Origin of the sequence: Brucella oryzae (assembly GCF_041929965.1) — a bacterium.
Classification (GTDB): Bacteria; Pseudomonadota; Alphaproteobacteria; order Rhizobiales; family Rhizobiaceae; genus Brucella; species Brucella oryzae.
Genome location: NZ_JBHEEO010000001.1, coordinates 292,530 through 316,892, shown reverse-complemented (window position 1 = coordinate 316,892; position 24,363 = coordinate 292,530). Strand labels below are relative to the sequence as shown.

The window sequence follows — 24,363 nt, the reverse complement described above, 5'->3', positions numbered from 1 at the left end:
TATATAGAATCAAGCAATCTATCGATAATCATTCCATGCGGGCCGTTCGCGGAACGCAGATCGCGTGTGAGAAATTTGCGTTGGAATGAAGTTATGTCATTGTTGAAAAGGAGATTAAGTCCGCCAGCACAGCGGGGTTAAACTTAATGCATGGTATTTTATACAGGGAAGAAAGTATGAAGTCGCCGGCTGAGACGAAAATAAGCTTGAATGGCGTTTTTAAAGTCTTCGGCGATGATCCGGAGCGTGCAATGAAAGAATTGCGCGCAGGTAAATCAAAAACCCAGATTCACAGTGAACTCGGCGCTACAGTCGGCGTCGATGATGCGACCTTCGACATCTATGAAGGCGAAGTATTCGTTATTATGGGCCTCTCCGGCTCAGGCAAGTCCACGCTTTTGCGTTTGCTCAATCGCCTGATCGAACCGACGACCGGTTCCATCGAGGTTGATGGTCGCGATATCGTCAAGATGAGCAAGCGTGAGCTGATTGATCTCCGACGCCGTGACATGAGCATGGTGTTTCAGTCCTTCGCTCTCCTGCCCAATCGTTCGGTTCTGAACAATGCCTCATTCGGTCTTGAAGTGGCTGGAATGGGTGAGGCGGAACGTCACCAGAAGGCGCTGAAGGCACTCGCCGCCGTCGGTCTTGAACCGTATGCCCATAGTATGCCGGATCAGCTTTCCGGCGGCATGAAACAGCGTGTCGGACTGGCACGCGCTTTGGCAAGCGAACCGACCATTCTTCTGATGGACGAGGCCTTTTCCGCCCTCGATCCGTTGATCCGCACTGAAATGCAGGACGAATTGAAGCGGCTTCAGGCAGAACATAGCCGGACGATCATTTTCGTGAGCCACGATCTGGACGAAGCCATGCGCATCGGTGACCGTATCTGCATAATGCAGCACGGCAAGGTCGTGCAGGTGGGGACGCCGAATGAAATCGTTTCTGCACCGGCCAATGATTATGTCCGTTCCTTCTTCCGCAATGTTGATGTGTCGCGCGTTTTCAAGGCCGCCGATGTGGCGCGTGAGGACGAGTTGATCGTCTTCGAACCCGAACAGCTGGCAACAGCACTCGAACGTTTCGACGCGAGCGGGAAAACATTCGGTGTGTTGATCGACGCCGACCGTACATATCGCGGTATGGTCAGTCGTGACGCACTGGCAAAAGGTGCTGCAGTGCAAGGCGGTGAGAGATTGGATAGCGTCTCTGCTATTGAAGCCGAGGCGCCCCTTTCCGGATTGCTGACACAGGTGGCGGAAAGCCCTTGGCCGGTCCCGGTCACTGATCGCCAGAACCGTTATGTCGGTGCCATCAGCAAATCGGCATTGCTCGAAACGCTTGGCCGCGCGGGTTGACATCTGCGCGCCAACGGCCTTTTGCCTGATGAAGGCAGAATTGGTCCAATCCAGAAGAAATACGGAAATGGACGGTAAAACATGGATTTGAATTTCAGTGTCGGCGGCTGGGCGGATGTTGTGGTCAACTACATTCTCGATCACTTTACGCCTGCGCTCGATATGATTGCAGCCGCCATCGGCTTTGTGACGGACGGTATTCAAAACGCGCTTCTCGCAGTCCCGCCGATTGGCGGGGTTGCAATTCTCACAATACTCGCTTTGTGGCGTGTGGGATGGAAGTTCGCTATATTCACTGCGCTCGCATTGGGTCTCATCATCCACATGGCTTTGTGGACCGGTACGATGGAAAGCCTCTCTCTGGTGCTGGCATCGACGGTTATCGCTGTCGTGATCGGCATTCCGCTCGGCATCGCCATGGCCCGCAGTGATGCGGTCGCTTCGATCGTGCGCCCGGTGCTCGACCTCATGCAGACGATGCCTGCATTTGTCTATCTCATTCCGGCAGCTATGTTTTTTGGTCTTGGCGCCGTGCCCGGAACAATTGCGACGGTGATCTTTGCCATGCCACCGGTTGTACGTCTGACCAATCTCGGTATACGACAGGTGCATGCGGAATTCGTTGAAGCCGGGCTCGCCTTCGGCTGCACATCGCGGCAGCTTTTGTTCAAGGTGCAGCTTCCAAACGCCATGCCCTCGATCATGGCCGGCATCAATCAGACGATTATGCTTTCGCTGTCGATGGTGGTCATCGCATCAATGATCGGTGCGGGTGGCCTCGGCAATACGGTTCTGACTGGCATCCAGCGCCTCAATGTGGGGCTCGGTTTTGAGGGAGGCCTCGCAGTGGTCATTCTCGCGGTCATTCTCGACCGTATCACCCAGAGTTTTGGCAAGGGCGGAGCCGGATTTTTCAAGCGGCTCGCATCTTTAAGAAAGACGGCGGACGTTCAGTCCGCCTCATCCTTTCGCAAACAGGAAGCCTGACGAAAGCAAAAATTATAACCAAGAATAACAATGGGAACTGATACCAATCGAAAAGGAGAAATTATGTTAGGCAAACTAACCAAATTCGGTCTGGCGGCAGTTGTGGCGGGAACGATGACCATGGGCGCAGCATTTGCGCAGGACGGCAAGCCGGTTAAAATCGGCTGGGCACCTTGGTCTGATGCTGAATTTGTCACCAAACTTGCCAAGAAGCTGATTGAAGACAATCTCGGCCAGAAGGTCGAATTGGTTCAAACGGACGTGGCCCCACTCTACCAAGGTGTGAGCCGCGGCGATATCGATGCCATGATGATGGCTTGGTTGCCGGAAACGCACGCCGATTACTATGCGCGCGTGAAGGACAAGGTCGAAGACCTCGGCCCGCTCTATGAAGGCGCGAAGCTTGGCTGGATCGTTCCCGCTTACATTCCGGAAAGCGAGATCAGTTCTATCGAAGATCTGAAGAAGCCGGAAGTGCGCGAGAAGCTGAAGGGCGAAATCCAGGGCATCGATCCGGGCGCAGGCCTTACTCGCCTGTCGCAGGAAGCCATCAAGAAATACGGGCTGGACTACAAGCTCAATATTTCTAGTGAGGCAGCCATGCTGACGACTGTCGACCGTGCCACGCGTTCCGACGGCTGGTTCGTGGCAACTTCGTGGAGCCCGCACTGGATGTTCGGCAAATACAAGCTGCGTTACATTGCCGACCCTGAAGGTGCACTCGGCGGTGCAGAACATATTGATGCCATTGCACGCAAAGGTTTCAAGGAAGACAATCCGAAAGTTGCGAACTTGCTGACCAAGATGAACCTCCCAATCAGCGAACTTGAGGCCGCGATGTTCGATGCGCAGGAAACGTCCTATGAGAAGGCCGTCGATAAATATATCGCGGACCATCCGGACCGCATCAAAGAATGGCTGGCTGATTAATTAACCCCAGCAAAAAAGCCCCGGGAAATCGGGGCTTTTTCATGTCTTATCCCCGCCGTGCAATCAGAATTCCCGATATTACGATGATGCCGCCCAGAGCCTGCAGCATGCCAATGGGTTCCGACAGAATAGACCAGGCAAGAATTGCCGCGACGACCGGTTGCAGAAGCAGGGTGAGTGACGAGAACGACGCCGGAAGATAGGCAAGGGCATAAGCGATCATGCTTTGCCCTGCCGCATGGGTTACCCAGGCGAGGCCTGCGAGAATAAGCCAGCCATAGAGCGTGGCAGGCAGAATCTGACCTTCCATGAAATACGCGACCGGCAGCGAAAAGACGGCAGCAATTGCGCTGCTCCACAGCATGATGCGCATGGTGGAAAAGCGGCTGCGCAAGCGGCCAACCGAAAGAATGTATCCGGCATAGAAAACTGCAGCCAGAAGCGCCATGGCATCGCCGGACGATTGGGACTGGAGAAGCTTACCCGGTCCGCCCTTCAGCACAATGACACCGCTGACTGCGATGGCAAGACCAAGCATGAAGGAAGTACTCACGCGCGACTTGAAAAGCAGCCAAGCGCCGAGTGTCACAAAAATTGGCGCCATATTGGCAAGCAGTGTTGCATTGGCAACGGATGTCATGTGCAGCGACAGGTGCCACGCGCCCAGATCGAAAGCGATGAACAGACCTGGCAGGGCGAGGCGCAGACAATCGGAAAGAGTGAGAGGTGTCGCATCCTTTTCATCGCGACGCTCGTGACCGTCCACGAGCATAAGCGGCAATACTGCCAGTGCAAGACGCCAGAAGCCTGTTGCGAGCGGACCTACCTCGGAAAGCCGGACAAAGATCGGTGAACTGCCAATGGCGATGCCGCCAACGATCAGGGCGGTCATCGCTAGACGTTGCGCACTGGTGGGGGCGGGACTTGTGACGGTAGTATGCGACATTTTCAAACTCAAAGTTGCGCCGAAATCGTTCTTCTGCCCGCGTAATGCACGCAGCTAAAGAGCGATTGTCGGTTTTGGACTGAACTGGATATGGAGAAAGTCGAGCATATTTCTTCCACTATCCACGTTCTGAATGTTGTTCCTCATGTCGCAAAAGGTTGGGAAAGGAGAAAATTTTGCCCGCGACATTGATATGACTCAGGCTTGCTTATTCCTCTTTAAGGAAGGCGTCCAGATGTCCCTTGAAGCAGAAACCTGAAAATCCATCACGTTTCTGTTCAACACATCGCAAATTATATGAAAAAGCGCCCTCAAGGGGCGCTTCAGACTGCTGACAAACCTCCGGCAGGGTCAAAATGACCTCAGATTCACGGAACGTCCCAGATTCAGAACGTGAACAAATCGGAATCAAAACCCCTCGTTTTTGACTGCTTCCAAAAATCGAGGGGTTTGTAATCAATCTGAAGCGCCCTCAAGGGGCGCTTTTCCAATTATCAACGAGAATAGGGTGAATAGCATTGTCTACGAGGCCCATTATAGGGCTGGAATGTATTGTCAGACGAGCGATAGGACCGGTAGCGGTTATAGCACCACTGAACATGCGCATTTGACATTCGCGGCGCGCGATAAACGGGGCGAGGCTGGCTTATAGCACTGCCAATGATCGCGCCTGCGCCAAACGCCGCCAAGGGATACCACCATCCGTCGCTATGGCGACGATAGCCGTGGCGATAATGCCGATAGCCGCGATGACCATTCCAGTGTCCGGGCCGATTAGGTCGATGACCACGATAATGACGCGGTGCGCGGCGATGATCACGCACCTGCTCTACGTTGTGGTTGATGACAGGGCGTTCCAGATTTGTAGGTGCCGCCATGGTTGGCGCAACCGACGTCACACCAAAGATCATGGCCAAAGCCCCGACACAAGTCTGCTTGAAGATATTCACGTGCAACCTCCGTCTCAGATGATGGATGGTAAACGATTGAAATATAGAATTGTTCCGGCTGTTATTAGGGAGAAAGTGTCAGGTTTTCAAAGTTTCTTAAGGTCGGAAAAATGAAGAGGAGCGGGCTCCTCCCCAAGAACCCGCTCCCCTAATGCATCGCCCCCCGCCATAGGTGGTGCGATGCTTACCTCTTATGGCTCTTGCCAAGCCTGAACTCAGCTTGTCAGACCTTACCTTCGAGTGCAGCATTTAGCAACTTCAACGCGCGTTCTTTTGTCAATTCAATCGAGTTGCCGCCAGCGGTTGGATCGACGATGGCCATCTCTGCAATCAGGTCTTTCCGAGCATCGTCCATTTCAAGATCCGTGATGAATTCAGGCAGCGTATTGGGGACGCCGAGGTCGCTGCGCAATTTCATGACGGCCGCCAGAAATCCGTCAAACCCGCCCTTGATGCCTAGATAATCGGCAAGCCTTTCGATGCGCTTTTCGATGGCGGATCGGTTCTGAAGCAGGACATAGGGCATGAAAACCGCGTTCGTCATGCCATGATGGGTATCATAAAGGGCGCCGATCGGATGCGACAGCGAATGGATTGCGCCGAGTCCTTTCTGGAAGGCCGTAGCGCCCATGGCAGCCGCTGCCATCATGTTCGCCCGTGCCTCAATATTTTTTCCATCGACATAGGCTTTGGGGAGATTGTCAAAGACCAGACGAATGCCTTCGACTGCGATACCGTCAGCCATCGGATGGAAGCCGGGCGCGCAATAGGCTTCAAGGCAGTGTGCCAGCGCATCCATGCCTGTACCCGCCGTGATGAAAGGCGGCATTCCGGTCGAAAGTTCCGGGTCGGCAATGACTGTGACCGGCAGCATCTTCGGGTGGAATATGACCTTTTTGGTGTGGGTCGCTTCGTTGGTCAAAACGCCTGCGCGGCCAACTTCCGATCCGGTGCCAGCAGTGGTGGGCACGGCAATGATCGGCGCAATCGCTTTGCTATCGGCACGGGTCCACCAGTCGCCGATATCTTCAAAATCCCATACGGGTCGGGTCTGCCCGGCCTGAAAGGCTATGAGCTTACCAAGGTCCAGCGCCGAACCGCCGCCAAAGGCGATGACGCCGTCATGCTTGCCGCTTTTGAAGACCTCGACGCCTGCATAAAGATTGCTTTCAACCGGGTTCGGCTTCACGTCGGAGAAAACCCCGTATGCCACACCGGCTTCATCCAGGACAGCGAGTGTGGACGCCACCACGGGAAGCTTCGCCAGGCCGGGATCGGTCACGAAAAGCGGACGTTTAATGCCTGCGGCTTGCAGGACGGCTGGAAGCTCCTTGATGCGTCCCGGCCCGAAAAGCACGGTGGTCGGGAAGTTCCATTTCGCGGTCAGAGTGGTCATATCGATTGCTTTCCGAATGATGATAAGCGGTCAGATCTTTTCACGCAGATGGAAGGATTTTGGCCGCGTGAGATTGCCGTAGCCGATGGGTGACAGGGCAGCACCCTTGCCAGTCTCTTTCACTCCGGTCCAGACAAGTGCGGGATCGAGATAATCACAACGGTTCATGAAAACCGTGCCCGTTTCGATACGGTCGCCGAGAGTGGCGGAGTGGTCCGTGTCTGCCGTCCAGAGCGAAGCTGTCAGGCCATAGATACTGTCGTTCATCAATGTGAGGGCTTCCTCGTCGTTGCGCACTTTCATGATGCCAACGATGGGGCCGAAGCTTTCCTCGCGCATGACGCTCATCTGGTGATCGACATTGGTGAGCACTTCCGGGGCGACATAGGGAGAACCTGCACGGTCGTTCCCGACGCTCATATTCACATGCGCCTTTGCGCCCTTGCGCAGGGCTTCCGCTTTCTGCTCGCGGATAAGATCGGCAAAGCGCGCCTGTGCCATCGGGCCGAGCGTCGTTGAACTATCCAGCGGATTGCCGACCACATATTGCTTCGTCAGATTGATGAAGCCATCAACAAAGCGGTCATAGACTGCTTCATGAACATAAATGCGCTCGATCCCGCAGCAGCACTGGCCCGAATTGAAGAACGCGCCGTCCACCAGATTGGCGATGGCGTAATCCAGATCGGCATCGGGCAGAACATAGGCCGGGTCCTTGCCACCAAGCTCCAGCCCCAGCGTCATGAAGGTGCCTGCAGCAGCCTTTTCGATGGCGCGCCCCCCGCCAACCGAGCCGGTGAAATTCACGTGGTCAATTGTGCCGGATGCGAGCAGCTTTTCCGTCGATGCGTGATCGAGAACGATATTCTGGAATACACCCTTGGGCAGCCCGGCCTTCTCAAACGCTTTTGCAAAGCGTTCACCAGCCAGAAGCGTCTGCGTTGCATGTTTGAGGATCACAGTGTTCCCGGCCATAAGTGCGGGAATGATTGTGTTGACGGCGGTGAGATAGGGATAGTTCCATGGTGCAATCACCAGAACCACGCCGAGCGGCACATGCTTCACATACCGACGGAAGCCATCCTTCTGAGCGGGAACATAGGTTTTTAGCGCTTCTTCGGCGATATCGATCATATATTGGCCGCGCTCCTGCACGCCGCCATTCTCCCCGCCGTAACGGGTCGGGCGCCCCATCTGCCATGCGATTTCAGGGATAATCTCTTCCTGCATCCCGGCAAGCGCATCCAGTGCGGCCCGGCAATAGCGCGCGCGCTCAGCAATACTCAACTGAGCCCAGCCGGTTTGCGCATCACGGGCGGCGGCGGCGACCGAGGTGATTGCGGCCTCGTTCAAAAAAGGACGCTCGGCATAGACCGAGCCGTCGATGGGGGAGATGATCTTGGCTGTGCCGCTCATCTGCAATTTCCTTTGAAGTCTGGCATTGCGTTATTCATTTCGGGATCGGTCGCGCGGGTCAATAGCGCTCGAACCCGCGATGCAGTTCCCAGTCGGTTACGCGCCGATCATATTCGATCTGTTCCCAATGGGCAGTGTGGACGTAGTGGTTGACGACCGCTTCCCCGAGAGCCTCCTTGAGGAACTCGGAGTTTTTGAGCGCCTGTGCGGCCTCCCGGAGCGTGTAAGGAATTTCCTTGAGTTTGACCGCGCTGTAGGCATCACCGACGAAGGGCTCGTCGAGTTCCAGTTGTTCGTCGATTCCCTGCAGACCCGATGCGATGAGCGCTGCAAAAGCCAGATAGGGATTGAGGTCGGCGCCGCCGATGCGGCATTCGATACGAATGCTTTTTGTGCCTTCGCCGCACAGGCGGAAGCCAGCGGTGCGATTATCCTGGCTCCACATGATTTTCGTCGGCGCGAAGGTGCCTGCTTGAAAACGCTTGTAGGAATTGATGTAAGGCGCGAGGAAATAGGTGTAGTCGGTGGCATATTTGAGCTGCCCGGCCACCCAGGAACGCATCAGCGGCGTCATGGTATAGGGCGCTTTCGGATCGAAGAAGAGCGGCTCCTTGCCATCGGCGCTCCAGATGGAATTGTGCACGTGGCTCGAGCTTCCAGCTTTGCTGTAATCATACTTGGCCATGAAGGTGATGCACTTGCCATGCGCCTCGGCTATTTCCTTCATCGCGTTCTTCATGATGACATGACGGTCCGCCATTTCGAGCGCTTCGGCGTAACGCACATTCAGCTCTTCCTGCCCCGGCCCCCATTCGCCCTTTGAGTTTTCGACCGGGATACCGGCTGCCGCGAGCTGGTTGCGCATTGCGCGGAGGACTGGCTCCTCCTTGGTGGTCAGGTGGATGACATAATCCTGCACATAAGGTGAAGCCGTTTCCATGTCCTGCCAGTGCTTGGCGCGAGCTGTTTTGTAGGTCTCGTCGAAGAGATAGAATTCAAGCTCGGACGCGAAATAGGCGCGATAGCCGCGCTCATGCAGACGCGCCAGCTGCTTCTTGAGGATAGCACGCGGGGAATGCGCCAGATCCTGATGATCGTGGTGATCGAGCACGTCGCAAAGCACGATGGCAGTCTTTTCCAGCCATGTGGCGACACGCAGGGTCGAAAGATCCGGCTTGATGACAAAATCACCGTACCCCTTATCCCATCCAGCAGCCTCGTAGCCCGGCACCGGCTCCATATCGATATCGTCGGCAAGGAGATAGTTGCAGCCGTGGGTTTCGTCGTAACCAGATTCCACGAAGAACTGTCCGTAGAAGCGCTTGCCGATCAAACGTCCCTGCATGTCTACGAAACATGCGAGAATTGTATCGATTTCATTTTCCGCGACTGCCTTTTTCAATGCATCGAATGTCAATTGTCCGGCCATTTAATTTGCTGTGCTCCCACGGAATGAAATAAAAGGCGCCGCGCGAATGCACGGCGCTCTTGTTCGTCAGGCGTAGCGATAAGGTGCGCCCGCATCGCGCATGGTCTTCTGGTATTTCTTGAGGATTTCGACAACTTTTGCGTTCCTCTCGCTCTTAGCGGCGATTTCGTCCCAGAACTGTTCGGCGGCGTCCTCGATCTGCTTCCATTCCGATTCTGGAATGGTCGTCAGTTCCAGTTTTCCGCCGGTAGTGCGATAGTGAGCTTCGCCCCACCAGTACCAATGCTGGCGATAATAATGCGATGAATCCATTGCCAGCTTGAACAGTGTCTTCAGATGATCTGGCACCGCCTCCCATTTTTCCGTATTGGCGAAATAGGAACCAGCCCAGGCGCCGTTGATGTTGTTGGTCAGATAGTACTTGTTTATGTCGGCCCAGCCGACCGTATAGGCCTCAGTCGCGCCACACCACGCAACGCCATCGAGTTCGCCGGTCTGGATTGCGACTTCAATATCTTCCCATGGCAGCGTGACTGGCACGACGCCGAACTTGGTCAGGAAGCGCCCGCCGGTCGGGAAGGTGAAGACGCGCAGGCCCTGCAAGTCAGCAACGCTGCGGATCGGTTTGGTGGTCACGAAATTGCAGGGGTCCCAGGAACCGGCACTAAGCCAGGTAACACCCGGAATTTCTTTATAGGCTTCGTCCCATATTTCATTGAGCCCGTACCAGTTGAACAGGGCGGGCACATCGAGGCTGTAGCGCGATGCGAAGGGGAAATAAGCCCCGAAGACTGCGACATCGACCGGCGATGCCATGGAGTCGTCGTCGCTTTGTGCGGCATCGATTGTGCCTGATTGAACAGCACGGAACAGTTCACCCTGCGGTACAAGCTGGTCGGCAGTATAAAGTTCGATGACCATGTCGCCATTTGCGGCTTTGTTGAAAGCGTCAATCGACGGCTTGATGACGTGCTCGGCAAGCGCCGGGCCTGCATAGGTCTGAAGCCGCCACTTGATCGGACTTTGTGCCCTAACATAAGGTGTTGCAAGTGCGCTTGCACCCAACGCGCCAACGGTTGTCAGCCCGGCTTTCTTGAGAAAATCGCGTTTGTTAAGCTTGCTATTCTCACTCATGCCCATTCTCCCACTCTTGTTTGAGTTCACCCTTTATCTGTTCCGGTCTGGCCCTTCGGACTCTTGTCACCGGCTTATGCGCATTCTTCTGTCGCTATCGTCATCGTCCTGTGTACCAGTTGGGCAACCACATCGCGATTTGCGGAAAGATCATCAGAAGGATGATGGTCAGCACCATGAGAAAGAAGAACGGCACGATCGAACGATAGATATCTATCAGTGTGACTTCTTTTGGCGCCAAGGCCCGCATCATGAAGAGATTGTACCCGAAAGGCGGCGTGATATATGCGATCTGGCACGTAATCGTGTAGAGCACACCGAACCAGATGGCGTTGAAGCCGAGGCTCTTTACCAGCGGTATGTAGAGCGGTGCCACGATGACCAGCATTGCCGTGTCGTCAAGGAACATGCCCAATATAATGAACGAAAACAGCATCAGTATTAGGATTGTCCATGGTGACAGATCGAAGGTATTCAGCAACACGCTTTCGATGGCTTTCACCGCTCCGAGGCCATCATAGACCGACGAGAAACAAAGCGCCGCCAGAATGATCCAGAGGAACATGCAGGTGACGGTAAGGCTGTTCCGCGTTGTGGTTTCCCATACAGTCTTGTTGAGGCGTCCGGTGAAAAGCGCTGCAAGTGTTGCAAGCAAAGCACCGACGGCAGAGCTTTCGACAAGGCTGGTAACACCGGTGAGGAAAAGTCCCATCATTGCGCCGAAGACGACGAGCGGTAGAATGCCTGCGCGCAGTGCAACAAAACGATCATGCCACGTAATTCTGTCCAATTCATCCTGTGGCAATGTCGGTCCGAGCTCTGGTTGGATACGGCAGCGTATATAGATGTAGATGGCAAAGAGCGTGGCCATGAGAAGCCCGGGGCCTATGCCTGCGAGCCACAACTGCAAAACGGGCTGTCGGGCAATCATTGCATAAAGAACAAGCACTACGCTTGGCGGAATGAGGATGCCGAGCGAGCTGCCAGCCTGAATGACGCCCGTTACCATAACCTTGTTGTAGCCACGCTTGAGAAGCTCCGGCAGAGCTACGGTCGCGCCAATGGCCATGCCCGCAACACTCAGGCCGTTCATGCAGGAAATGATGACCATCAGGCCGATCGTGCCCAGTGCCAGACCGCCGCGAATGCCGCCGAACCACACGTGGAACATGCGGTAGAGATTGCTGGCAATCCCCGATTCCGAGAGCATGTAACCCATGAAGACAAAGAACGGCACTGTGATAAGCGGATACCAGTTCAACACCGCAAAGGTGGCATTGTACGGCATCTCGAACGAGCCTTTGCCCCAAAGCAGGAGCGCGGCGAGCGAGCCGACAAAACCGATCACGCCGAATACGCGCTGCCCGGTCATGAGCAGCACCATCATGGTTGCAAACATGAAGAGCGTTATGAATTCCGAACTCATATGTGATGCCCTTCCTCAATGGCGGGACCCGCAATGGTGCTGATTGGCTTTCCACGCAGGGAGGCCCAGTCCTTGAAGAAATTGGAGACGCATTGCAGCAGTAGCAGCAAAATACCGACGGTCATGATGAGCTTGATAGGCCAGAGAAGCGGCGCCCAGGCGGTGTAGTTCTTCTGATTGTAGACGATGGCGTAATTGGTCGATGAAATACCACCGGCGACCATCACGCCGAGATAGAAGATGATGAACAGGATGGTGATCATGTCGGTGATCATTTTCCTGCGCGGTGAAAGACGGTCGAAGAACAGGTCCATACGTACATGCGCGCCCTGCTGCATGGCGTAGGCGCCGCCGAGCAGATAATAGGCAGAGAGCAAAAACTGGGACATTTCCAAGACCCAGTTGACCGGCACGCCGAGAACCACGCGTGAAAAAGTCGAATATAGAAGGCAGGCACCAAGCACGAAGAAGAGATACATCGCAAAGCGCCCGACATAGTAATTCACTGCATCAACATATTTGACGAACAGTCTGATCGGCTTCGGCATTTCCGGCTCCTTCAGGCTTTCTGTTCCGTGTTGTGGGGGCCAATTGCTTTCGCAATGTCCTTTAATATCGTTGCGAGTTTTTCGCCCCAGTCGGCCTGCGCCGGACCATCGGCAATCTCATTGTTGCGAAGTTCGATCATCACGCAGGGAGCGTTGCGTGGGCGAGCGTGCCGTTCGAGTGTGTAGTAGACGCGGTCGGCAGGCGAATAAGGTTCATTCACGCCGACATCGAGGCTCTTATCCTGCCAGAGCGCGGCGATCAGTGGCCGGGCGATGCGGTCATCCTCGTCATGGATGATGCCGATCTGCCATGGTCGCGAGGCGCCGAGATAAACCGGCGTGAAGGAGTGGATCGTCACGATCCATGAGGGCAGGCCGCGCGCGGCGCGCATTGCGATTAAGCGTTCGATAGCGGCGTGAAACGGACGGTGCGAAAGATCGATACGCGCCAGACGTTCCATGGAATTGAGCGCGTGATTTCCGGGAACTACGGTCGTCTCGCTGATTTCCGGAATGAGGTCGTGGGCATCAAGCGGGCGGTTGCAATCGATCAACAGCCGCGAAAGCTGGCTTTCGACAAGAGGCGCATCAAGTGAAGTTGCGAGATGTCTTGCGACCTGCAACGCGCCAGGATCCCAGGCGATATGGGCCCGCAAAGCATCAACATTCAGTCCGAGCTCGTCGAAAGTCTTGGGAATGAAATTGGATGCGTGCTCGCAGACAAAGAGATAGGGGCTTTCCCCATCCTTGTTGAAGACAGAAACAGGCTCGCACGAAGCCGTGCGATATTCTCGCTCGTCCGTCATTCTGTTCGTTCCCCGCGCTGTAACTTATGTTACGTTTTTTCCAATTATGCGCTATTGCGGATTATTTGATACGTCCTATGATTATTTGTCAAACACAATTTCGCCCAAATTCAAAAAGGGCGTTCGGGAACGGAAAGTGCTGTGCCTGTGCATGCAAGCGTTGCGGAACTGATCAATGAGCGGATCGATACGATGCCGGCGGGCGAGCGAAGTGCAGCCCAAACGCTGATCGCCAATTACCCGATGCTAGGCTTGAAAACCGTTGCGGAATTTTCTGCATTGGCTGGTGTCAGCTCCCCGACTATCCTACGCTTCGTGAACAGGCTCGGGTTTCAGAGTTACCCCGATTTCCAGGCGCGATTGCAGGATGAGCTCGCAGCTCAGTTGCAGTCGCCGCACCATCGCAACGAACAGCCGGGGACCGGACCAGACACGGCCTATCCGGCTGTGGAGCACACGCTGGAAAATATCCGTGAAAGCTTTCGGCATCTCGGCGAAAAGCAGCTGCGGCAGGCCGTGTCAGCTTTGAGTGAGGCGAAAGGAAATGTCTATCTCATTGGTGGACGCTTCACCGATCCCATTGCGCAGTATATGGCGGCGCATATGACTGTCATTCGTCCGCATGTCTTTCATCTGGGTGGACAGGAAAGTGTATGGCGTGACCGTCTTCTCGATATGGGGAAGCGCGATGTTCTGGTGGTTCTCGATATTCGTCGTTATCAAGACAGCCTTTTGAAACTGGCTGAGAAAGCGCGAGCGAGAGGCGTGGAGGTTGTTCTTGTAACCGACCAGTGGCTTTCGCCGATTGCACGTGTGGCCCGACATGTTTTGGCAGGGCGTACAGCCGTGCCGTCAGCCTGGGATTCGTCGGCTGCACTTTTTGTTTTGGCTGAAACGGTCATTCGTGAAATGACGAGAATGCTGGAAAGGGATAGCGCAGCCCGCATTGCGGAACTTGAAGGGCTACGCTGACAAGGATTTCAGTACGTGTTTATTCCAGCCCACAGGCTCGCAGAAAAAGCGTCGAAACTTCTTTTTCGATCCGTTCAAGGTCGAGCGGTTCGTTCTTGCCGAGTTCCATCATGCTGCGGACCTGTGCTTCAAAATCAGCATAATGCTGGGTGACTGCCCATATATGCATCTGGAACAGCAATGGATCGACAGGCTTGATACGACCGTCATCCACCCAAGACTGGATGAGGCGGACGGCATTCTGGGTGGCAGATTGATGCTTGGTCCAGTGGCGTCCGAGATAGGGCGCACCATTGGCAATTTCGGTTGTGAAAAGGCGCGAGGCCTTGGGATTCTTCTGGCTGTATTCGAGCTTCGCGCGGATATACTGGCGGATCACCTTGGCGGGATCGTCCTCAGTATTGGCTCCGAGGAATATTTCTTCCCATTCGTCGAGGATATAGACGATGATGTCTTCGTAAAGCTCTTCCTTGCTCGAAATATAGTAGTGCAGTTGCGGCTTGGTGAGACCGGCGCGGTGCGCAATGCCTTGCGTTGATGCCCCCGCAAGGCCTTTTTCGGCAAATTCATCGATCGCGGCGGCCTGTATTGCGCCGAGAATGCGCCGCCTGCGTCCGAGAACCTTGTCCCGTCCGGTCAGCTCTGTGTCTTCATTCTCGTCGCCGTTGCTCATTCATACCCACCGCGATTGAGGAGGGGTTATTGGCCCAGCTTCTTCTTGATGTCGAGCCCCACGCCCTTGTTTACAAAGGTATCGGTCGCAACCTTGCTCATGTCGAGTTCGTCGCCGCTGACAATTCCTGCCTTGCGGGCGAGTTCGTAGAACGCCTTGACGCGATCCATCGAGATAGCGCCAATTCCCTTTTCAAGCGTATCGCCGCTATCGATAAGCTGAAGGTTTTTGATCCGCTCCAGTTCCGCATCGAGCGTTTCCTTGCTCATGTCCGGATTATCTTTCAAGATCAGTTCATAGGCTTTGCTGCGGTCGCCATAGAGGAAATTGGTCCAACCTTCGATGGAAGCGCTGACGAAGCGCTGTACCAGATCGGGGTTCTTTTCGATCAGATCCTGACGGGTTTCGATCGTGTTGCCGTAAGTGCTGTAGCCGTAGTCGGCGAGGAGATAGGTCGTAACCTTAGCGCCTTCCTTTTCTGCATAGATCGGCTCGGCGGTCGCATAGGCCTGCTGCACGGTCTTGTTGTCGTTGAGGAACTGGGCGAGGCTATAGCCATAAGGGCGCAGCTGTTCGTCTTTGAAGCCAAAGTCCTTGACGAGCCATGGCCAGAACGAGAACTGGCCGTCCTTCGAAATCAGGATCGTTTCGGCATTGGTGAGATCCTTGAAATCCTTGTACGCACCTTCATGCGCCATCAATGCCTGCGGGTCTTTCTGGTAGAACGCGGCAACAACCGTCGTCGGCACACCGTTGGCGACATTGTTGAACGACAGAAGCAGGTTTCCGGTCAGCAGGAAGTCGAGGCGGCCTGCCGCAAGCATCGGGCGATTGTTGACCTGCGGTCCACCCATTTCGATTTGTACGTCGAGGCCGTGTTTCTCATAGGTGCCGTCGGCAAGGGCTTGATAGAATCCGCCGTGACCGGCTTGAGCGAGCCAGTTGGTGCCGAGCGTCACCTTGTCGAGTGCATAGGCCATTTGTGCGGAAAGGCCCATGGAAAGTGCGGCCAGCGCCGCAACCAGTGTTTTTTTCATATTGGTTCCCCTTGTTTTAATCAGTCAAAGCCATGTCGGCGGTCCAGCCGCGCGTTTTACCCGGATTGAGCAGGCCATATGGGTCGGACAGTTTTTTGAATTCGATCTGGACGCTGTCGATTTCTTTCATGCCGCCGTCCTCGATGGTGTAGGCATGCGGATCGTAGATGTCGCAACCGTCAATCTGCTCCAGTTCCTTGATCAGACGGTACATCTCCTCACGGCCTTCAAAGCGGACGAGCGGAAGCGCGAAAATCTGCACTTCGCCTTTGAGGCGTGCCATTTCGTGATGCATATATTGCGTGTCGCCATAACGCTCGATCTGGCGATTGACCAATGCCGGGTCGAAGGGGCGAGGATAGGCAACCTGAAGATAGGTCCAGCCTTCCTCGGCTTTCAACGCCTGCAAGGTTGTGTGGTTCCAGCCGCACTCATAAGCAGGCTGCAAACCATTCTTGTGCAATTCATCCAGCGTCATGGCGAAGGAAATCTTGCCGCGAAATTCAGTGGCGAGCGCTTCGAAACGAACTATTTCTTCCGGGGCAATCATGGCAAAAACCGCATCCTTGTCGGATGGGAACAGATCGCCGAACTTGGTGTAAAAGCGTGCAAAACGGCGATCAACTGTGGTCAGAAGATAGCAGTCAAGATTGTCTTCCAGTGCCTTGAGGCAGAAGTTGAGCGTTGCCTCGTAACTATCGAACAAGGCAGCAGTATGTATCCAGTCGGTCGCCTTGGTAAGACCGATTTCCAACTCCAGAATGATGCCGTTGGTGCCATAGGCATGCTGGACTTTATGAATGTCGCGTCCGCTCAATTCGATAATTTTCGGCTCCGGTTCGACAGTCAGAACCTTGACCGAATAGACATTGCCATCGTCGCGCAACATGCCGTGACGCAGCGAGCCGATGCCGCCTGAACCGCCTGAGAAAAAGCCGCCAATCGTGGCGATGCGGCGGGTCGACGGATACATCAACAGTTCCTGACCGGTTTCGCGCACGGCATCGTCAAGGCGTGAAATGCGAGCACCGCCTTCGACACGAACCTTGCCGGGTTCGATAGAAACGATGCGGTCGATCTTGGTCATGTCCAGAATGATGCCGCCTTCAAGCGGAACGCATTGGCCGTAATTGCCTGTGCCGCCGCCGCGAACAGTGATCGGAATGCGCAGTTTCGCGGCGGCTGCCGCTACGCGACGCACTTCATCCTGATCTTTCGGGATGACGACGAGATCACCGACATAATGGCCGATATCTTCGGTCAGGATCGGGCTGTACCAGAAATAATCGCGGGAGCGCAGCTCGACCTGCTTGGGGTCGTCATAAATGCGGATGCCGTCGATTTCGGCGCGGAATGCGGCCCAGTCGTAGATGCGCTGTGGAGCGGCAGAATTCATGTGGCTCTCCTGGTGATTTGGCCCGTTGAGTTGGGTTCGGCAACGCCATTGCGCCAGACGACGCGGCGGGCCTGCGGGCGGCTGATGAGATCGTTCAGGTCTATTGCATCGTGCCAGACAAAACTGGCCACGCCACCAGCCTGTGGTTGCCGCACGTTTTCGCTGCCAATAAGGCGGGCGGGCAGGGTGGTGATGCTGTCGAGCCAGTCCTGCGGCTCGACGTGGCAGACCGGCGCTGCGAGACGAAGAATGGCGAGTGGGTCATAATCGCCATAAGGGTAGAATGCATCACGGACATTGTCGGAACCGAGCATGACATCCATGCCTGCCGCGCGTGCTTCCTTGAGCGGTGCAACGCCGCGCAGGCGCGGAGATTTCCCGCCGATCCGATTCTGCAGATAGAGATTGGTGGTGGGCAGCGAGACAAGCGCGACGCCAGCTTTTGCGGCGGCTTCGAAAATGCGCGTGAGTTCTTCCGCTGTTCGCAGCGAAAGCGAGCAGGCATGGCCGCACAGTACACGTCCCGCCATGCGATGGCGACGGGTGGCATCGATGATCAGCGAAAAGCCGTCGGCTTCAATATCCAGCCCTTCATCGACATGAAAGTCGAGATCGAGATCGTTTTCGACGGCGAAACGGAACATTGCCTCGATCTTGGCGGCAAGATCGGCATTGCGATAGAAAAACGCGCCGAGCACGCCGCCATCGGCTTTGACCCGGTCCGCGATATCACGGCCGGCTTCCAGCACCAGATCGCCGTGGATGAGGGCCGCGAGTTGAAGGTCGATGCGGTCTTTCCACTCATGACGCAGTTCGTTGAGAACCGGCCATGCGGTCGGAACTTCGGGCTTGGTCCAATCCACATGGCTGCGAATAGCGCCGACGCCCTGCGCTAAAGCCGCCTCAAGGCCGCGTGTGGCGCGGGCGCGAATGTCTTCGGCGCTCCAGTTCTGGCGGTCGGTGTTCATCAGGTCGATGGCGTCGAACAGGCATTCGACTTTCGTGTCGCCATTTTGCGCAATGCGCTGGATGGTGAATGTCTTGTCGAGATGCACATGCACATCAGCCAGCAGCGGCGTGATCAAGCCGCCGCCGGTCGCCTGCGACGGCGTGATCGCGGCAATGCGGCCATGCTCGATCTGCATGTCGTATCGGCCCGGATGGCCCGCGATGGCAACGCCTTTCAACATGTCAGCGCTCTCTACGGATTTCGCTTTCGTGCCAGCGTCCGAGGACAAGGCGCGACAGCCAGCTGGTGATCAGGAAGATCACGATGCCGAGCAGCGAAACAAGGAAGAGCGCTGCGAACATGCGCGGGATTTCATTGCGGAAGCTCGATTCGAGAATACGCGATGCAAGACCGGTGCTCTGGCCTGCGGTGCCCGCGACGAATTCAGCCACCACGGCGCCGATCAGCGACAGGCCACCGGCGATTTTCAGGGCCGCCATGAAATAGGGCAGAGCGCTTGGTGCCAGCAGATAGCGCAGACGCTGCCACGGCGAGGCGCGGTAGAGCTTGAACAGATCGCGCAGATTGTGGTCGGCGCTGCGCAGTCCGATCACCGTATTGGACAGGATCGGGAAGAAAGCGACAATCCATGCGCAGATGAGCAGGGCCGAGAAAGTATCGCGCACATAGATCAGGATCAGCGGTGCGATGGCGATCACCGGCGTCACCTGAAGGATGACAGCGAAGGGGAAGAACGCCATTTCAACCGGACGCGATAGCGCAAACACCATGCCGAGCAGAACGCCCCCAATGATGGCGCAGGCCAGCGAGATCAGCGTCAATTTGACGGTGAACCACATGGAGGCCATCAGCGACGGGCCGTCCTTGAAAAGCGTTTCGGCAATCAGCGATGGGGCCGGGATCAGGTAATGCGGCACTTCATAAATGCGCACCAGACCTTCCCAGATGCCGAGCGCTATGATGATCGCCAGCGTCGGCATGAGAATGCGCAGCGTGCGTTCGCGTCGTGCGAGACGATCCTGTTCGGAATTGAGGACTGGCAGTTCGTTTTGCATCTGGTTCATTTGCATGTCCTCAGTGATCGATGTCTTCAGAGGAAAGCGTCGCGGTCAGCGCGTCGGAAACCTTGGCGCAATATTTCGCATATGCGTCTGTCGTGCGGTAATTTTCGGCACGAGGGTAGGAGCCAATGATTGGTATATCGGCAACCACTCGGCCCGGTCTTGCCGCCATGACGATAACGCGGTTGGACAGGTAGACCGACTCGTAAACGCTGTGGGTGACGAAGATTACCGTCAGGCCATGTTCCTGCCAAAGACGCAGCACGTCATTGTTGAGCTTGAAACGCGTCATTTCATCGAGCGCTGCAAAAGGCTCATCCATCAAAAGCAGGCGCGGGCGCGTGACCAGAGCGCGCGCAATGGAAACGCGCATTTTCATGCCGCCGGAAAGTTCGCGCGGAAAGGCATTGGCAAAGCGCGACAGGCCAACCTGTGTCAGCACTTCTTCAATGCGGGGCTTGGCTTCCTTGCGCGAAATACCGGAAAGCCGCAGCGGCAGATAGACATTGTCATAGACGCTGGCCCAGGGCATCAGCGTCGGCTCCTGAAACACAAAGCCGATATCCTGTGCACCGGAAGAGCCCTTGCCCGGGGCGTGGCCATTGACGCGAATTTCGCCAGCCGAGACCGATTCCAGCCCGGCGATCATGCGCAGCGCCGTGCTTTTGCCGCAGCCCGAAGGTCCGAGGAAGCTCACGAACTGGCCTTGCTCGATCTTGAGCGACATGTCGTTCACGGCCATGACGCCGGTGCCATACTGTTTGTAGACACCGTTGATGTCGATCAGGGGCGACTGGTTCTGCGAGTTGGGGGCCACGCTCATCGTCCTTACCAAGCGGTATTGTTGTCGAGCCAGGAGAGCGGCGCGCGCTCGATCTCGCCCAGCGCTTCAATCAGCCGATCAGCGGCGAAATCAATGGTCTTGCGGCCCTTTTCAGCGGTTGCAATTGATGCATTGCCGGCTGCACCATAGGCATTGATGTCCTGCATCTGCCATGCAGGCTTTGCGCCGCCGCCAAGGCTGATATGCTTGTATTCCTGGGCGAAAACCTCGGTCAGCGTGCGGAAATCCTGCGCCTTTTCCATCACCACCAGATCGGGATGCATTTCCAGCATCACCGATGTTTCCATGTCTCCGGCGTGGATTCCATGCTTGAAGTCATGTTCGCTGTAAACGCCATCGGGCATGCCAAGGCCGAACCAGTTGAGGCAGAAGACCATCATATTGTGCTGCACGCGCAATTCGCGGGCGACAATGTCCATCACGGGAATATTCCCGCCATGGCTGTTGAACAGCACCATCTTGCGCACGCCGCTTGCCGCCACGCAGGCACCGATCTCACACCACATGCGGATGACCGTCTCGACCGAAAAAGTCAGCGTGCCGGGATAGCGCTTGTGTTCATTGCTCTTGGCTATGGCCTGTGTCGGCAGGAACAGAACATTGCTTGTGTCGGGCAGCCGCTTGATCAGTTCCGCCACCATGCCGTCCGCGACGGCGGCATCCACACACATCGGCAGATGGGGTCCGTGCTGCTCGATTGCGCCAACGGGCAGTACCGCCACGAGCTTGTCACGCTCGAGACGCGAAAACGCCTCGCTCGTGTAATCGGACCAATATCGTTTCAAGGCGGCGCTCCAAGTTTGTTCTGGCGTATTGAAGCAGGAACCTTACTAAACAATCTGACCGATTGGTCAAACTAAATGTTTAAAAATTGCAGGCGGCATGCAATTAAGATGTGAATCCGTGGTAGATGCGCCACGCGACAGACCAGCACATGACTATGATGCGCGGAAATTTCCGGAGGTCCTATGGACGAGAGATGCATTATTATAGGTGCGGGCCATGCGGGTTCGCAGGCCGCAATCAGTCTTCGTCAGGAAGGCTATGCCGGAGACATCGTCCTCATCAACGATGAGGCGGATATTCCCTATCATAAGCCGCCGCTTTCCAAATCCTATCTCAAAGCCCCGGAACATGGCGGCTTGGTGCTGCGTCCGGAAAGCGCCTACCGCGATAATAATATCGAGATGCTGTTCGGGCATCGGGTCGAGGGCGTATCGCTGACGGAGCGCATGGTGACCCTCGATGACGGTCGCGTGCTCAACTGGTCTGATCTGGTCTTTGCAACGGGTGCCCGCGCGCGCATTCCCGACATGCCGGGCGTCGATCTTGACGGCGTGGTCACGCTGCGCCGGATGGAAGATGCGCGCCGCATCGCCGATCTGATGCCGACGATTGCAAATGTGGTGATCATCGGTGGCGGATTTATCGGGCTTGAAATAGCGCATAGCGCGCTGGCGCTCGGCAAAAACACAGTATTGATCGAAGTAGCGCCGCGTGTTCTGGGCCGCTCGGTTGCAACGCAAATTTCTGCACATGTTGAAACGCGCAGCCGCGCAGCCGGTATCACGTTGCTGACCGGGCTTGGCGTGATGGCGATTGAGGGCGAAAACGGTCGAGTGAAAGGCGTGAAGACCACCGATGGAGCCGTTTACCCGGCGGATATTGTGGTGATCGGCACCGGTGCGCTGCCGAATGTGGAGCTTGCCACTGGCGCGGGGCTCGTGATCGACAACGGCATTGTCGTGGACGAGCACATGCGCACATCTGTGGATCATGTTTACGCCATCGGCGATTGCGCGAGCTACGATCATTTCCATGCCGGACGTCGCGTTCGGCTGGAGTCGGTACAGAATGCGACCGATCAGGCCAAGCATGTGGCCCGCAGCATTGTCGGTCGCGCCACGCCGTTCCGTGAAGTGGCATGGTTCTGGTCCGATCAGGGCGACATGAAGCTCCAGACGGCGGGTCTGTCGTTTGAAGCCGACCGTCATATTCTGTCGGGCAATCCCGATGATAATGCCTTTTCGGTTTTCCACTTCGCCGGTGACAAGCTGGTAGCGGTCGATTCCATTAATCGCCCGGCGGATCACATGATCGCCCGTCGTCTGCTGGCAGCCGGTATCAACCCCACGGAAGCCGATATTGCAGCGGGTGTGCCGCGTTTGAAGGAACTTCTGGCCAGCGCCCCCAAATCATAAGGATTATTCGATGAGTACATTGCAACATTTGCTGCCCGCCGACATGGCCGCGCCCTTTGCCGCCTATAGTCATGGCGTGAAGGTGAAAGCCGGTGCCGAACTGGTGTTCTGCTCCGGTCAGCTTGGTATCGCGCCGGACGGAAGTGTGCCGGAAGATGCGGGCGCACAGGCCGAGCTTTGCTTCGAGAATATTCGTCGCATTTTGCGCGATGGCGGCATGGATATTTCCAATGTCGTGCGTATCAACGCCTATGTGACGGATCGCGCCTATATGCGCCCCTATATGGACGTGCGCGACAGGCTGTTTTCGCAGCCAGCGCCTGCCTCAACATTGATGATCGTTTCCGGTTTCACACGTGAGGAGTTCAAAGTCGAGATCGAGGTAGTCGCGGCGAAATAGTCACTTGCTTTTGCACCGTCAAAGCGCCGCAACAATGCGTATCGCCTTTGCCCGAAAGGAGTGGTAGGGATGCTCTACATCCTCCATTCCCCCCAGGCCTATCCATGTCCAAAATTCAGCCTTCGGCTTCATCGCCGAAAACTTCGCCACGTTCGTCTGCACGATTGGCGGAACTCGCGCTTGCCATCGGCGGCTTCGGTATCGGCACCGGTGAATTCGCCATTATGGCGTTGCTGCCTGATATCGCCCGCGATCTGAACGTGACTATACCGCAGGGCGGCCATCTCATCAGCTCCTATGCGCTTGGTGTTCTGATTGGCGCGCCGGTCCTGGCGGTGATTGGTGCAAGGCTTGATCGCCGCAAACTCCTCTTCCTGCTTATGGGGCTGTTCGCGTTCGGTAATCTTGCAAGCGCATTCATGCAGGATTATGCGGATCTTTACATGATGCGGTTCGTTGCTGGTTTTCCGCACGGAGCCTATTTCGGCGTGGCTTCGCTTGTCGCTGCATCATTGGCGGAACTGGGCAAGCGTGCTCAGGCCGTAGGCCGTGTCATGATGGGACTGACTATTGCCACGTTGTGCGGGACACCGCTTGCGACCTCTCTCGGTCAGATTTGCCGGATGGCGCGCAATGTTTGCATCAGTTGGCTTGATTGCAATCCTGACTATGGTGCTGGTTGCGATCTATGTGCCTAAACAGCCAGCGGAGGAAGGGGCATCACCCTTGCGCGAATTGGGAGCGTTCCGCCGCAAGCAGGTCTGGCTGACGCTCGGGATTGGTGCAATTGGTACGGGTGGCCTGTTCTCAGTTTTTACCTACGTTGCGGCAACGGTCACCAAGGTTTCGTATGTCGACGTGAAGTGGATGCCTTTCGTTTTCGCCATGTTCGGCTTGGGCATGGTGCTTGGAAATATAGTTGGATCGCGACTGACAGATCGTTCGGTCATGGGAACGGTTGGTCTGGTACTGCTCTATGATATGGCCGTCATGCTGGCATTCCCCGTCCTCATGCAGCATCCGGCGACCGCGTTCTTGAACGTGCTTCTGGTTGGTGGTGGCTTTGCGCTCGTCCCCGCATTGCAAACGCGCCTGATGGACGTAGCGGCGGATGCGCAGACGCTTGCCGCAGCCCTCAACCATTCTGCGCTCAATCTCGCCAACGCGCTCGGTGCATGGCTCGGCGGTTTGGCGGTTGCATGGGGCTATGGCTGGACGTCGACGGGAACAGTCGGAGCATTGCTCGCTTTGTCTGGTCTGGCGGTCTTTGCAATCTCGATTGCGTTCGACAGACGCGGGGCGGCAAGCCCTGTCTCACAGGAGGCTTAATTATTTAAGCCCATAAACAAAAACACCCGTCGCGGGAGGAGGCGACGGGTGTTTTATGGGGAAGACCGGACTTAGGAGGAGGATATCCGGTCTTGAATCACCGAGGGAATGGGAGGAGGAGAAAACACCCCGGTGATATTGGAAAAACTGT

24 protein-coding genes are annotated in these 24,363 nt (G+C 55.9%); 8 read left to right on the top strand and 16 right to left on the bottom strand.

The window, feature by feature from the left end; genetic code table 11:
* Nucleotides 1-176 precede the first annotated feature (176 nt).
* The 3 genes from proV (at nt 177) to JNC70_RS01440 (ending at nt 3,278) form a co-directional block, all read left to right on the top strand.
* Nucleotides 177-1,361 carry a glycine betaine/L-proline ABC transporter ATP-binding protein ProV gene (gene proV / locus JNC70_RS01450; RefSeq protein ID WP_374788524.1) on the top strand — a complete coding sequence of 395 codons (1,185 nt, stop codon included), beginning with the start codon at nt 177-179 and terminating at the stop codon, nt 1,359-1,361.
* Between the two features lie 81 nt (nt 1,362-1,442).
* Nucleotides 1,443-2,348, top strand: a complete 906-nt coding sequence (locus tag JNC70_RS01445; RefSeq protein WP_211693139.1) for an ABC transporter permease — start codon at nt 1,443-1,445, stop codon at nt 2,346-2,348.
* Between the two features lie 63 nt (nt 2,349-2,411).
* Nucleotides 2,412-3,278: a glycine betaine ABC transporter substrate-binding protein gene (locus tag JNC70_RS01440; RefSeq protein WP_211693140.1), complete on the top strand. Its 867-nt coding sequence runs from the start codon at nt 2,412-2,414 to the stop codon at nt 3,276-3,278.
* Between the two features lie 46 nt (nt 3,279-3,324).
* Here the strand turns inward: JNC70_RS01440 and JNC70_RS01435 are convergent, their stop codons facing one another.
* From JNC70_RS01435 to JNC70_RS01395, 9 genes are all read right to left on the bottom strand, one after another.
* Nucleotides 3,325-4,224, bottom strand: coding sequence for a DMT family transporter (locus JNC70_RS01435; protein ID WP_374788523.1), 900 nt, complete (start codon nt 4,222-4,224; stop codon nt 3,325-3,327).
* Nucleotides 4,225-4,718: 494 nt separating this feature from the next.
* Complete coding sequence (locus JNC70_RS01430; protein WP_104754788.1) at nt 4,719-5,174, bottom strand: BA14K family protein; 456 nt, start codon at nt 5,172-5,174, stop codon at nt 4,719-4,721.
* Nucleotides 5,175-5,397: 223 nt separating this feature from the next.
* Nucleotides 5,398-6,570 (bottom strand): iron-containing alcohol dehydrogenase, encoded by a 1,173-nt coding sequence (locus JNC70_RS01425; RefSeq protein WP_104754789.1) that lies wholly within the window; start codon nt 6,568-6,570, stop codon nt 5,398-5,400.
* A gap of 30 nt (nt 6,571-6,600) precedes the next feature.
* Nucleotides 6,601-7,986: an aldehyde dehydrogenase family protein gene (locus tag JNC70_RS01420; RefSeq protein WP_104754790.1), complete on the bottom strand. Its 1,386-nt coding sequence runs from the start codon at nt 7,984-7,986 to the stop codon at nt 6,601-6,603.
* A gap of 58 nt (nt 7,987-8,044) precedes the next feature.
* Complete coding sequence (locus tag JNC70_RS01415; protein ID WP_374788522.1) at nt 8,045-9,415, bottom strand: glutamine synthetase family protein; 1,371 nt, start codon at nt 9,413-9,415, stop codon at nt 8,045-8,047.
* A gap of 66 nt (nt 9,416-9,481) precedes the next feature.
* The gene (locus JNC70_RS01410) at nt 9,482-10,549 is read right to left on the bottom strand and encodes a TRAP transporter substrate-binding protein (RefSeq protein ID WP_104754792.1); all 1,068 of its coding nucleotides are present in this window, start codon (nt 10,547-10,549) and stop codon (nt 9,482-9,484) included.
* Between the two features lie 100 nt (nt 10,550-10,649).
* The gene (locus tag JNC70_RS01405; protein WP_104754793.1) at nt 10,650-11,975 is read right to left on the bottom strand and encodes a TRAP transporter large permease; all 1,326 of its coding nucleotides are present in this window, start codon (nt 11,973-11,975) and stop codon (nt 10,650-10,652) included.
* Complete coding sequence (locus tag JNC70_RS01400; RefSeq protein ID WP_061346995.1) at nt 11,972-12,523, bottom strand: TRAP transporter small permease subunit; 552 nt, start codon at nt 12,521-12,523, stop codon at nt 11,972-11,974. The genes JNC70_RS01405 and JNC70_RS01400 overlap by 4 nt, the downstream gene beginning before the upstream one ends.
* Before the next feature lie 11 nt (nt 12,524-12,534).
* A complete protein-coding gene (locus JNC70_RS01395) occupies nt 12,535-13,329 on the bottom strand; it encodes an N-formylglutamate amidohydrolase (protein ID WP_104754794.1) in 795 nt (264 codons plus the stop codon).
* A 192-nt stretch (nt 13,330-13,521) separates the two neighbouring features.
* Between JNC70_RS01395 and JNC70_RS01390 the strand changes: the two genes are divergently transcribed.
* Nucleotides 13,522-14,301: a MurR/RpiR family transcriptional regulator gene (locus tag JNC70_RS01390; protein ID WP_245414726.1), complete on the top strand. Its 780-nt coding sequence runs from the start codon at nt 13,522-13,524 to the stop codon at nt 14,299-14,301.
* Nucleotides 14,302-14,320: 19 nt separating this feature from the next.
* Here the strand turns inward: JNC70_RS01390 and JNC70_RS01385 are convergent, their stop codons facing one another.
* The 7 genes from JNC70_RS01385 to JNC70_RS01355 are packed head-to-tail and all read right to left on the bottom strand — an operon-like array spanning nt 14,321 to nt 21,067.
* Nucleotides 14,321-14,974 (bottom strand): TetR family transcriptional regulator C-terminal domain-containing protein, encoded by a 654-nt coding sequence (locus JNC70_RS01385; protein ID WP_104754795.1) that lies wholly within the window; start codon nt 14,972-14,974, stop codon nt 14,321-14,323.
* A gap of 26 nt (nt 14,975-15,000) precedes the next feature.
* Nucleotides 15,001-16,011, bottom strand: coding sequence for an ABC transporter substrate-binding protein (locus JNC70_RS01380; RefSeq protein ID WP_104754796.1), 1,011 nt, complete (start codon nt 16,009-16,011; stop codon nt 15,001-15,003).
* A gap of 16 nt (nt 16,012-16,027) precedes the next feature.
* The gene (locus JNC70_RS01375; RefSeq protein ID WP_104754797.1) at nt 16,028-17,407 is read right to left on the bottom strand and encodes an FAD-binding oxidoreductase; all 1,380 of its coding nucleotides are present in this window, start codon (nt 17,405-17,407) and stop codon (nt 16,028-16,030) included.
* A complete protein-coding gene (locus JNC70_RS01370; RefSeq protein ID WP_104754798.1) occupies nt 17,404-18,597 on the bottom strand; it encodes an amidohydrolase family protein in 1,194 nt (397 codons plus the stop codon). Before JNC70_RS01370 ends, JNC70_RS01375 begins: the two co-directional genes overlap by 4 nt.
* Nucleotide 18,598: 1 nt before the next feature.
* Complete coding sequence (locus JNC70_RS01365) at nt 18,599-19,441, bottom strand: ABC transporter permease (RefSeq protein WP_208623434.1); 843 nt, start codon at nt 19,439-19,441, stop codon at nt 18,599-18,601.
* A gap of 10 nt (nt 19,442-19,451) precedes the next feature.
* Complete coding sequence (locus JNC70_RS01360) at nt 19,452-20,261, bottom strand: ABC transporter ATP-binding protein (protein WP_104754799.1); 810 nt, start codon at nt 20,259-20,261, stop codon at nt 19,452-19,454.
* Nucleotides 20,262-20,266: 5 nt separating this feature from the next.
* Nucleotides 20,267-21,067 carry a creatininase family protein gene (locus JNC70_RS01355; protein WP_104754800.1) on the bottom strand — a complete coding sequence of 267 codons (801 nt, stop codon included), beginning with the start codon at nt 21,065-21,067 and terminating at the stop codon, nt 20,267-20,269.
* A gap of 183 nt (nt 21,068-21,250) precedes the next feature.
* On the opposite strand from JNC70_RS01355, the gene JNC70_RS01350 reads away from it, so the two are divergent.
* From JNC70_RS01350 to JNC70_RS01335, 4 genes are all read left to right on the top strand, one after another.
* Nucleotides 21,251-22,483, top strand: a complete 1,233-nt coding sequence (locus tag JNC70_RS01350; protein ID WP_104754801.1) for an NAD(P)/FAD-dependent oxidoreductase — start codon at nt 21,251-21,253, stop codon at nt 22,481-22,483.
* A 10-nt stretch (nt 22,484-22,493) separates the two neighbouring features.
* Nucleotides 22,494-22,883 carry a RidA family protein gene (locus tag JNC70_RS01345; protein WP_104754802.1) on the top strand — a complete coding sequence of 130 codons (390 nt, stop codon included), beginning with the start codon at nt 22,494-22,496 and terminating at the stop codon, nt 22,881-22,883.
* Nucleotides 22,884-22,987: 104 nt separating this feature from the next.
* Nucleotides 22,988-23,581, top strand: coding sequence for an MFS transporter (locus JNC70_RS01340; protein WP_374788521.1), 594 nt, complete (start codon nt 22,988-22,990; stop codon nt 23,579-23,581).
* Entirely contained in the window at nt 23,517-24,212 is a 696-nt protein-coding gene (locus JNC70_RS01335) for an MFS transporter (protein ID WP_374788520.1), read from the top strand. The genes JNC70_RS01340 and JNC70_RS01335 overlap by 65 nt, the downstream gene beginning before the upstream one ends.
* Nucleotides 24,213-24,363: the final 151 nt, after the last annotated feature.

Bases quoted from the DNA above. Each gene is read 5' to 3' on its own strand.
- proV (WP_374788524.1), top strand. From the start codon at position 177: ATGAAGTCGCCGGCTGAGACGAAAATAAGCTTGAATGGCGTTTTTAAA.
- JNC70_RS01445 (WP_211693139.1), top strand. From the start codon at position 1,443: ATGGATTTGAATTTCAGTGTCGGCGGCTGGGCGGATGTTGTGGTCAAC.
- JNC70_RS01440 (WP_211693140.1), top strand. From the start codon at position 2,412: ATGTTAGGCAAACTAACCAAATTCGGTCTGGCGGCAGTTGTGGCGGGA.
- JNC70_RS01435 (WP_374788523.1), bottom strand. From the start codon at position 4,224: ATGTCGCATACTACCGTCACAAGTCCCGCCCCCACCAGTGCGCAACGT.
- JNC70_RS01425 (WP_104754789.1), bottom strand. From the start codon at position 6,570: ATGACCACTCTGACCGCGAAATGGAACTTCCCGACCACCGTGCTTTTC.
- JNC70_RS01420 (WP_104754790.1), bottom strand. From the start codon at position 7,986: ATGAGCGGCACAGCCAAGATCATCTCCCCCATCGACGGCTCGGTCTAT.
- JNC70_RS01415 (WP_374788522.1), bottom strand. From the start codon at position 9,415: ATGGCCGGACAATTGACATTCGATGCATTGAAAAAGGCAGTCGCGGAA.
- JNC70_RS01410 (WP_104754792.1), bottom strand. From the start codon at position 10,549: ATGAGTGAGAATAGCAAGCTTAACAAACGCGATTTTCTCAAGAAAGCC.
- JNC70_RS01405 (WP_104754793.1), bottom strand. From the start codon at position 11,975: ATGAGTTCGGAATTCATAACGCTCTTCATGTTTGCAACCATGATGGTG.
- JNC70_RS01400 (WP_061346995.1), bottom strand. From the start codon at position 12,523: ATGCCGAAGCCGATCAGACTGTTCGTCAAATATGTTGATGCAGTGAAT.
- JNC70_RS01395 (WP_104754794.1), bottom strand. From the start codon at position 13,329: ATGACGGACGAGCGAGAATATCGCACGGCTTCGTGCGAGCCTGTTTCT.
- JNC70_RS01390 (WP_245414726.1), top strand. From the start codon at position 13,522: ATGCCGGCGGGCGAGCGAAGTGCAGCCCAAACGCTGATCGCCAATTAC.
- JNC70_RS01385 (WP_104754795.1), bottom strand. From the start codon at position 14,974: ATGAGCAACGGCGACGAGAATGAAGACACAGAGCTGACCGGACGGGAC.
- JNC70_RS01380 (WP_104754796.1), bottom strand. From the start codon at position 16,011: ATGAAAAAAACACTGGTTGCGGCGCTGGCCGCACTTTCCATGGGCCTT.
- JNC70_RS01375 (WP_104754797.1), bottom strand. From the start codon at position 17,407: ATGAATTCTGCCGCTCCACAGCGCATCTACGACTGGGCCGCATTCCGC.
- JNC70_RS01370 (WP_104754798.1), bottom strand. From the start codon at position 18,597: ATGTTGAAAGGCGTTGCCATCGCGGGCCATCCGGGCCGATACGACATG.
- JNC70_RS01365 (WP_208623434.1), bottom strand. From the start codon at position 19,441: ATGAACCAGATGCAAAACGAACTGCCAGTCCTCAATTCCGAACAGGAT.
- JNC70_RS01360 (WP_104754799.1), bottom strand. From the start codon at position 20,261: ATGAGCGTGGCCCCCAACTCGCAGAACCAGTCGCCCCTGATCGACATC.
- JNC70_RS01350 (WP_104754801.1), top strand. From the start codon at position 21,251: ATGGACGAGAGATGCATTATTATAGGTGCGGGCCATGCGGGTTCGCAG.
- JNC70_RS01345 (WP_104754802.1), top strand. From the start codon at position 22,494: ATGAGTACATTGCAACATTTGCTGCCCGCCGACATGGCCGCGCCCTTT.
- JNC70_RS01340 (WP_374788521.1), top strand. From the start codon at position 22,988: ATGTCCAAAATTCAGCCTTCGGCTTCATCGCCGAAAACTTCGCCACGT.
- JNC70_RS01335 (WP_374788520.1), top strand. From the start codon at position 23,517: ATGTTTGCATCAGTTGGCTTGATTGCAATCCTGACTATGGTGCTGGTT.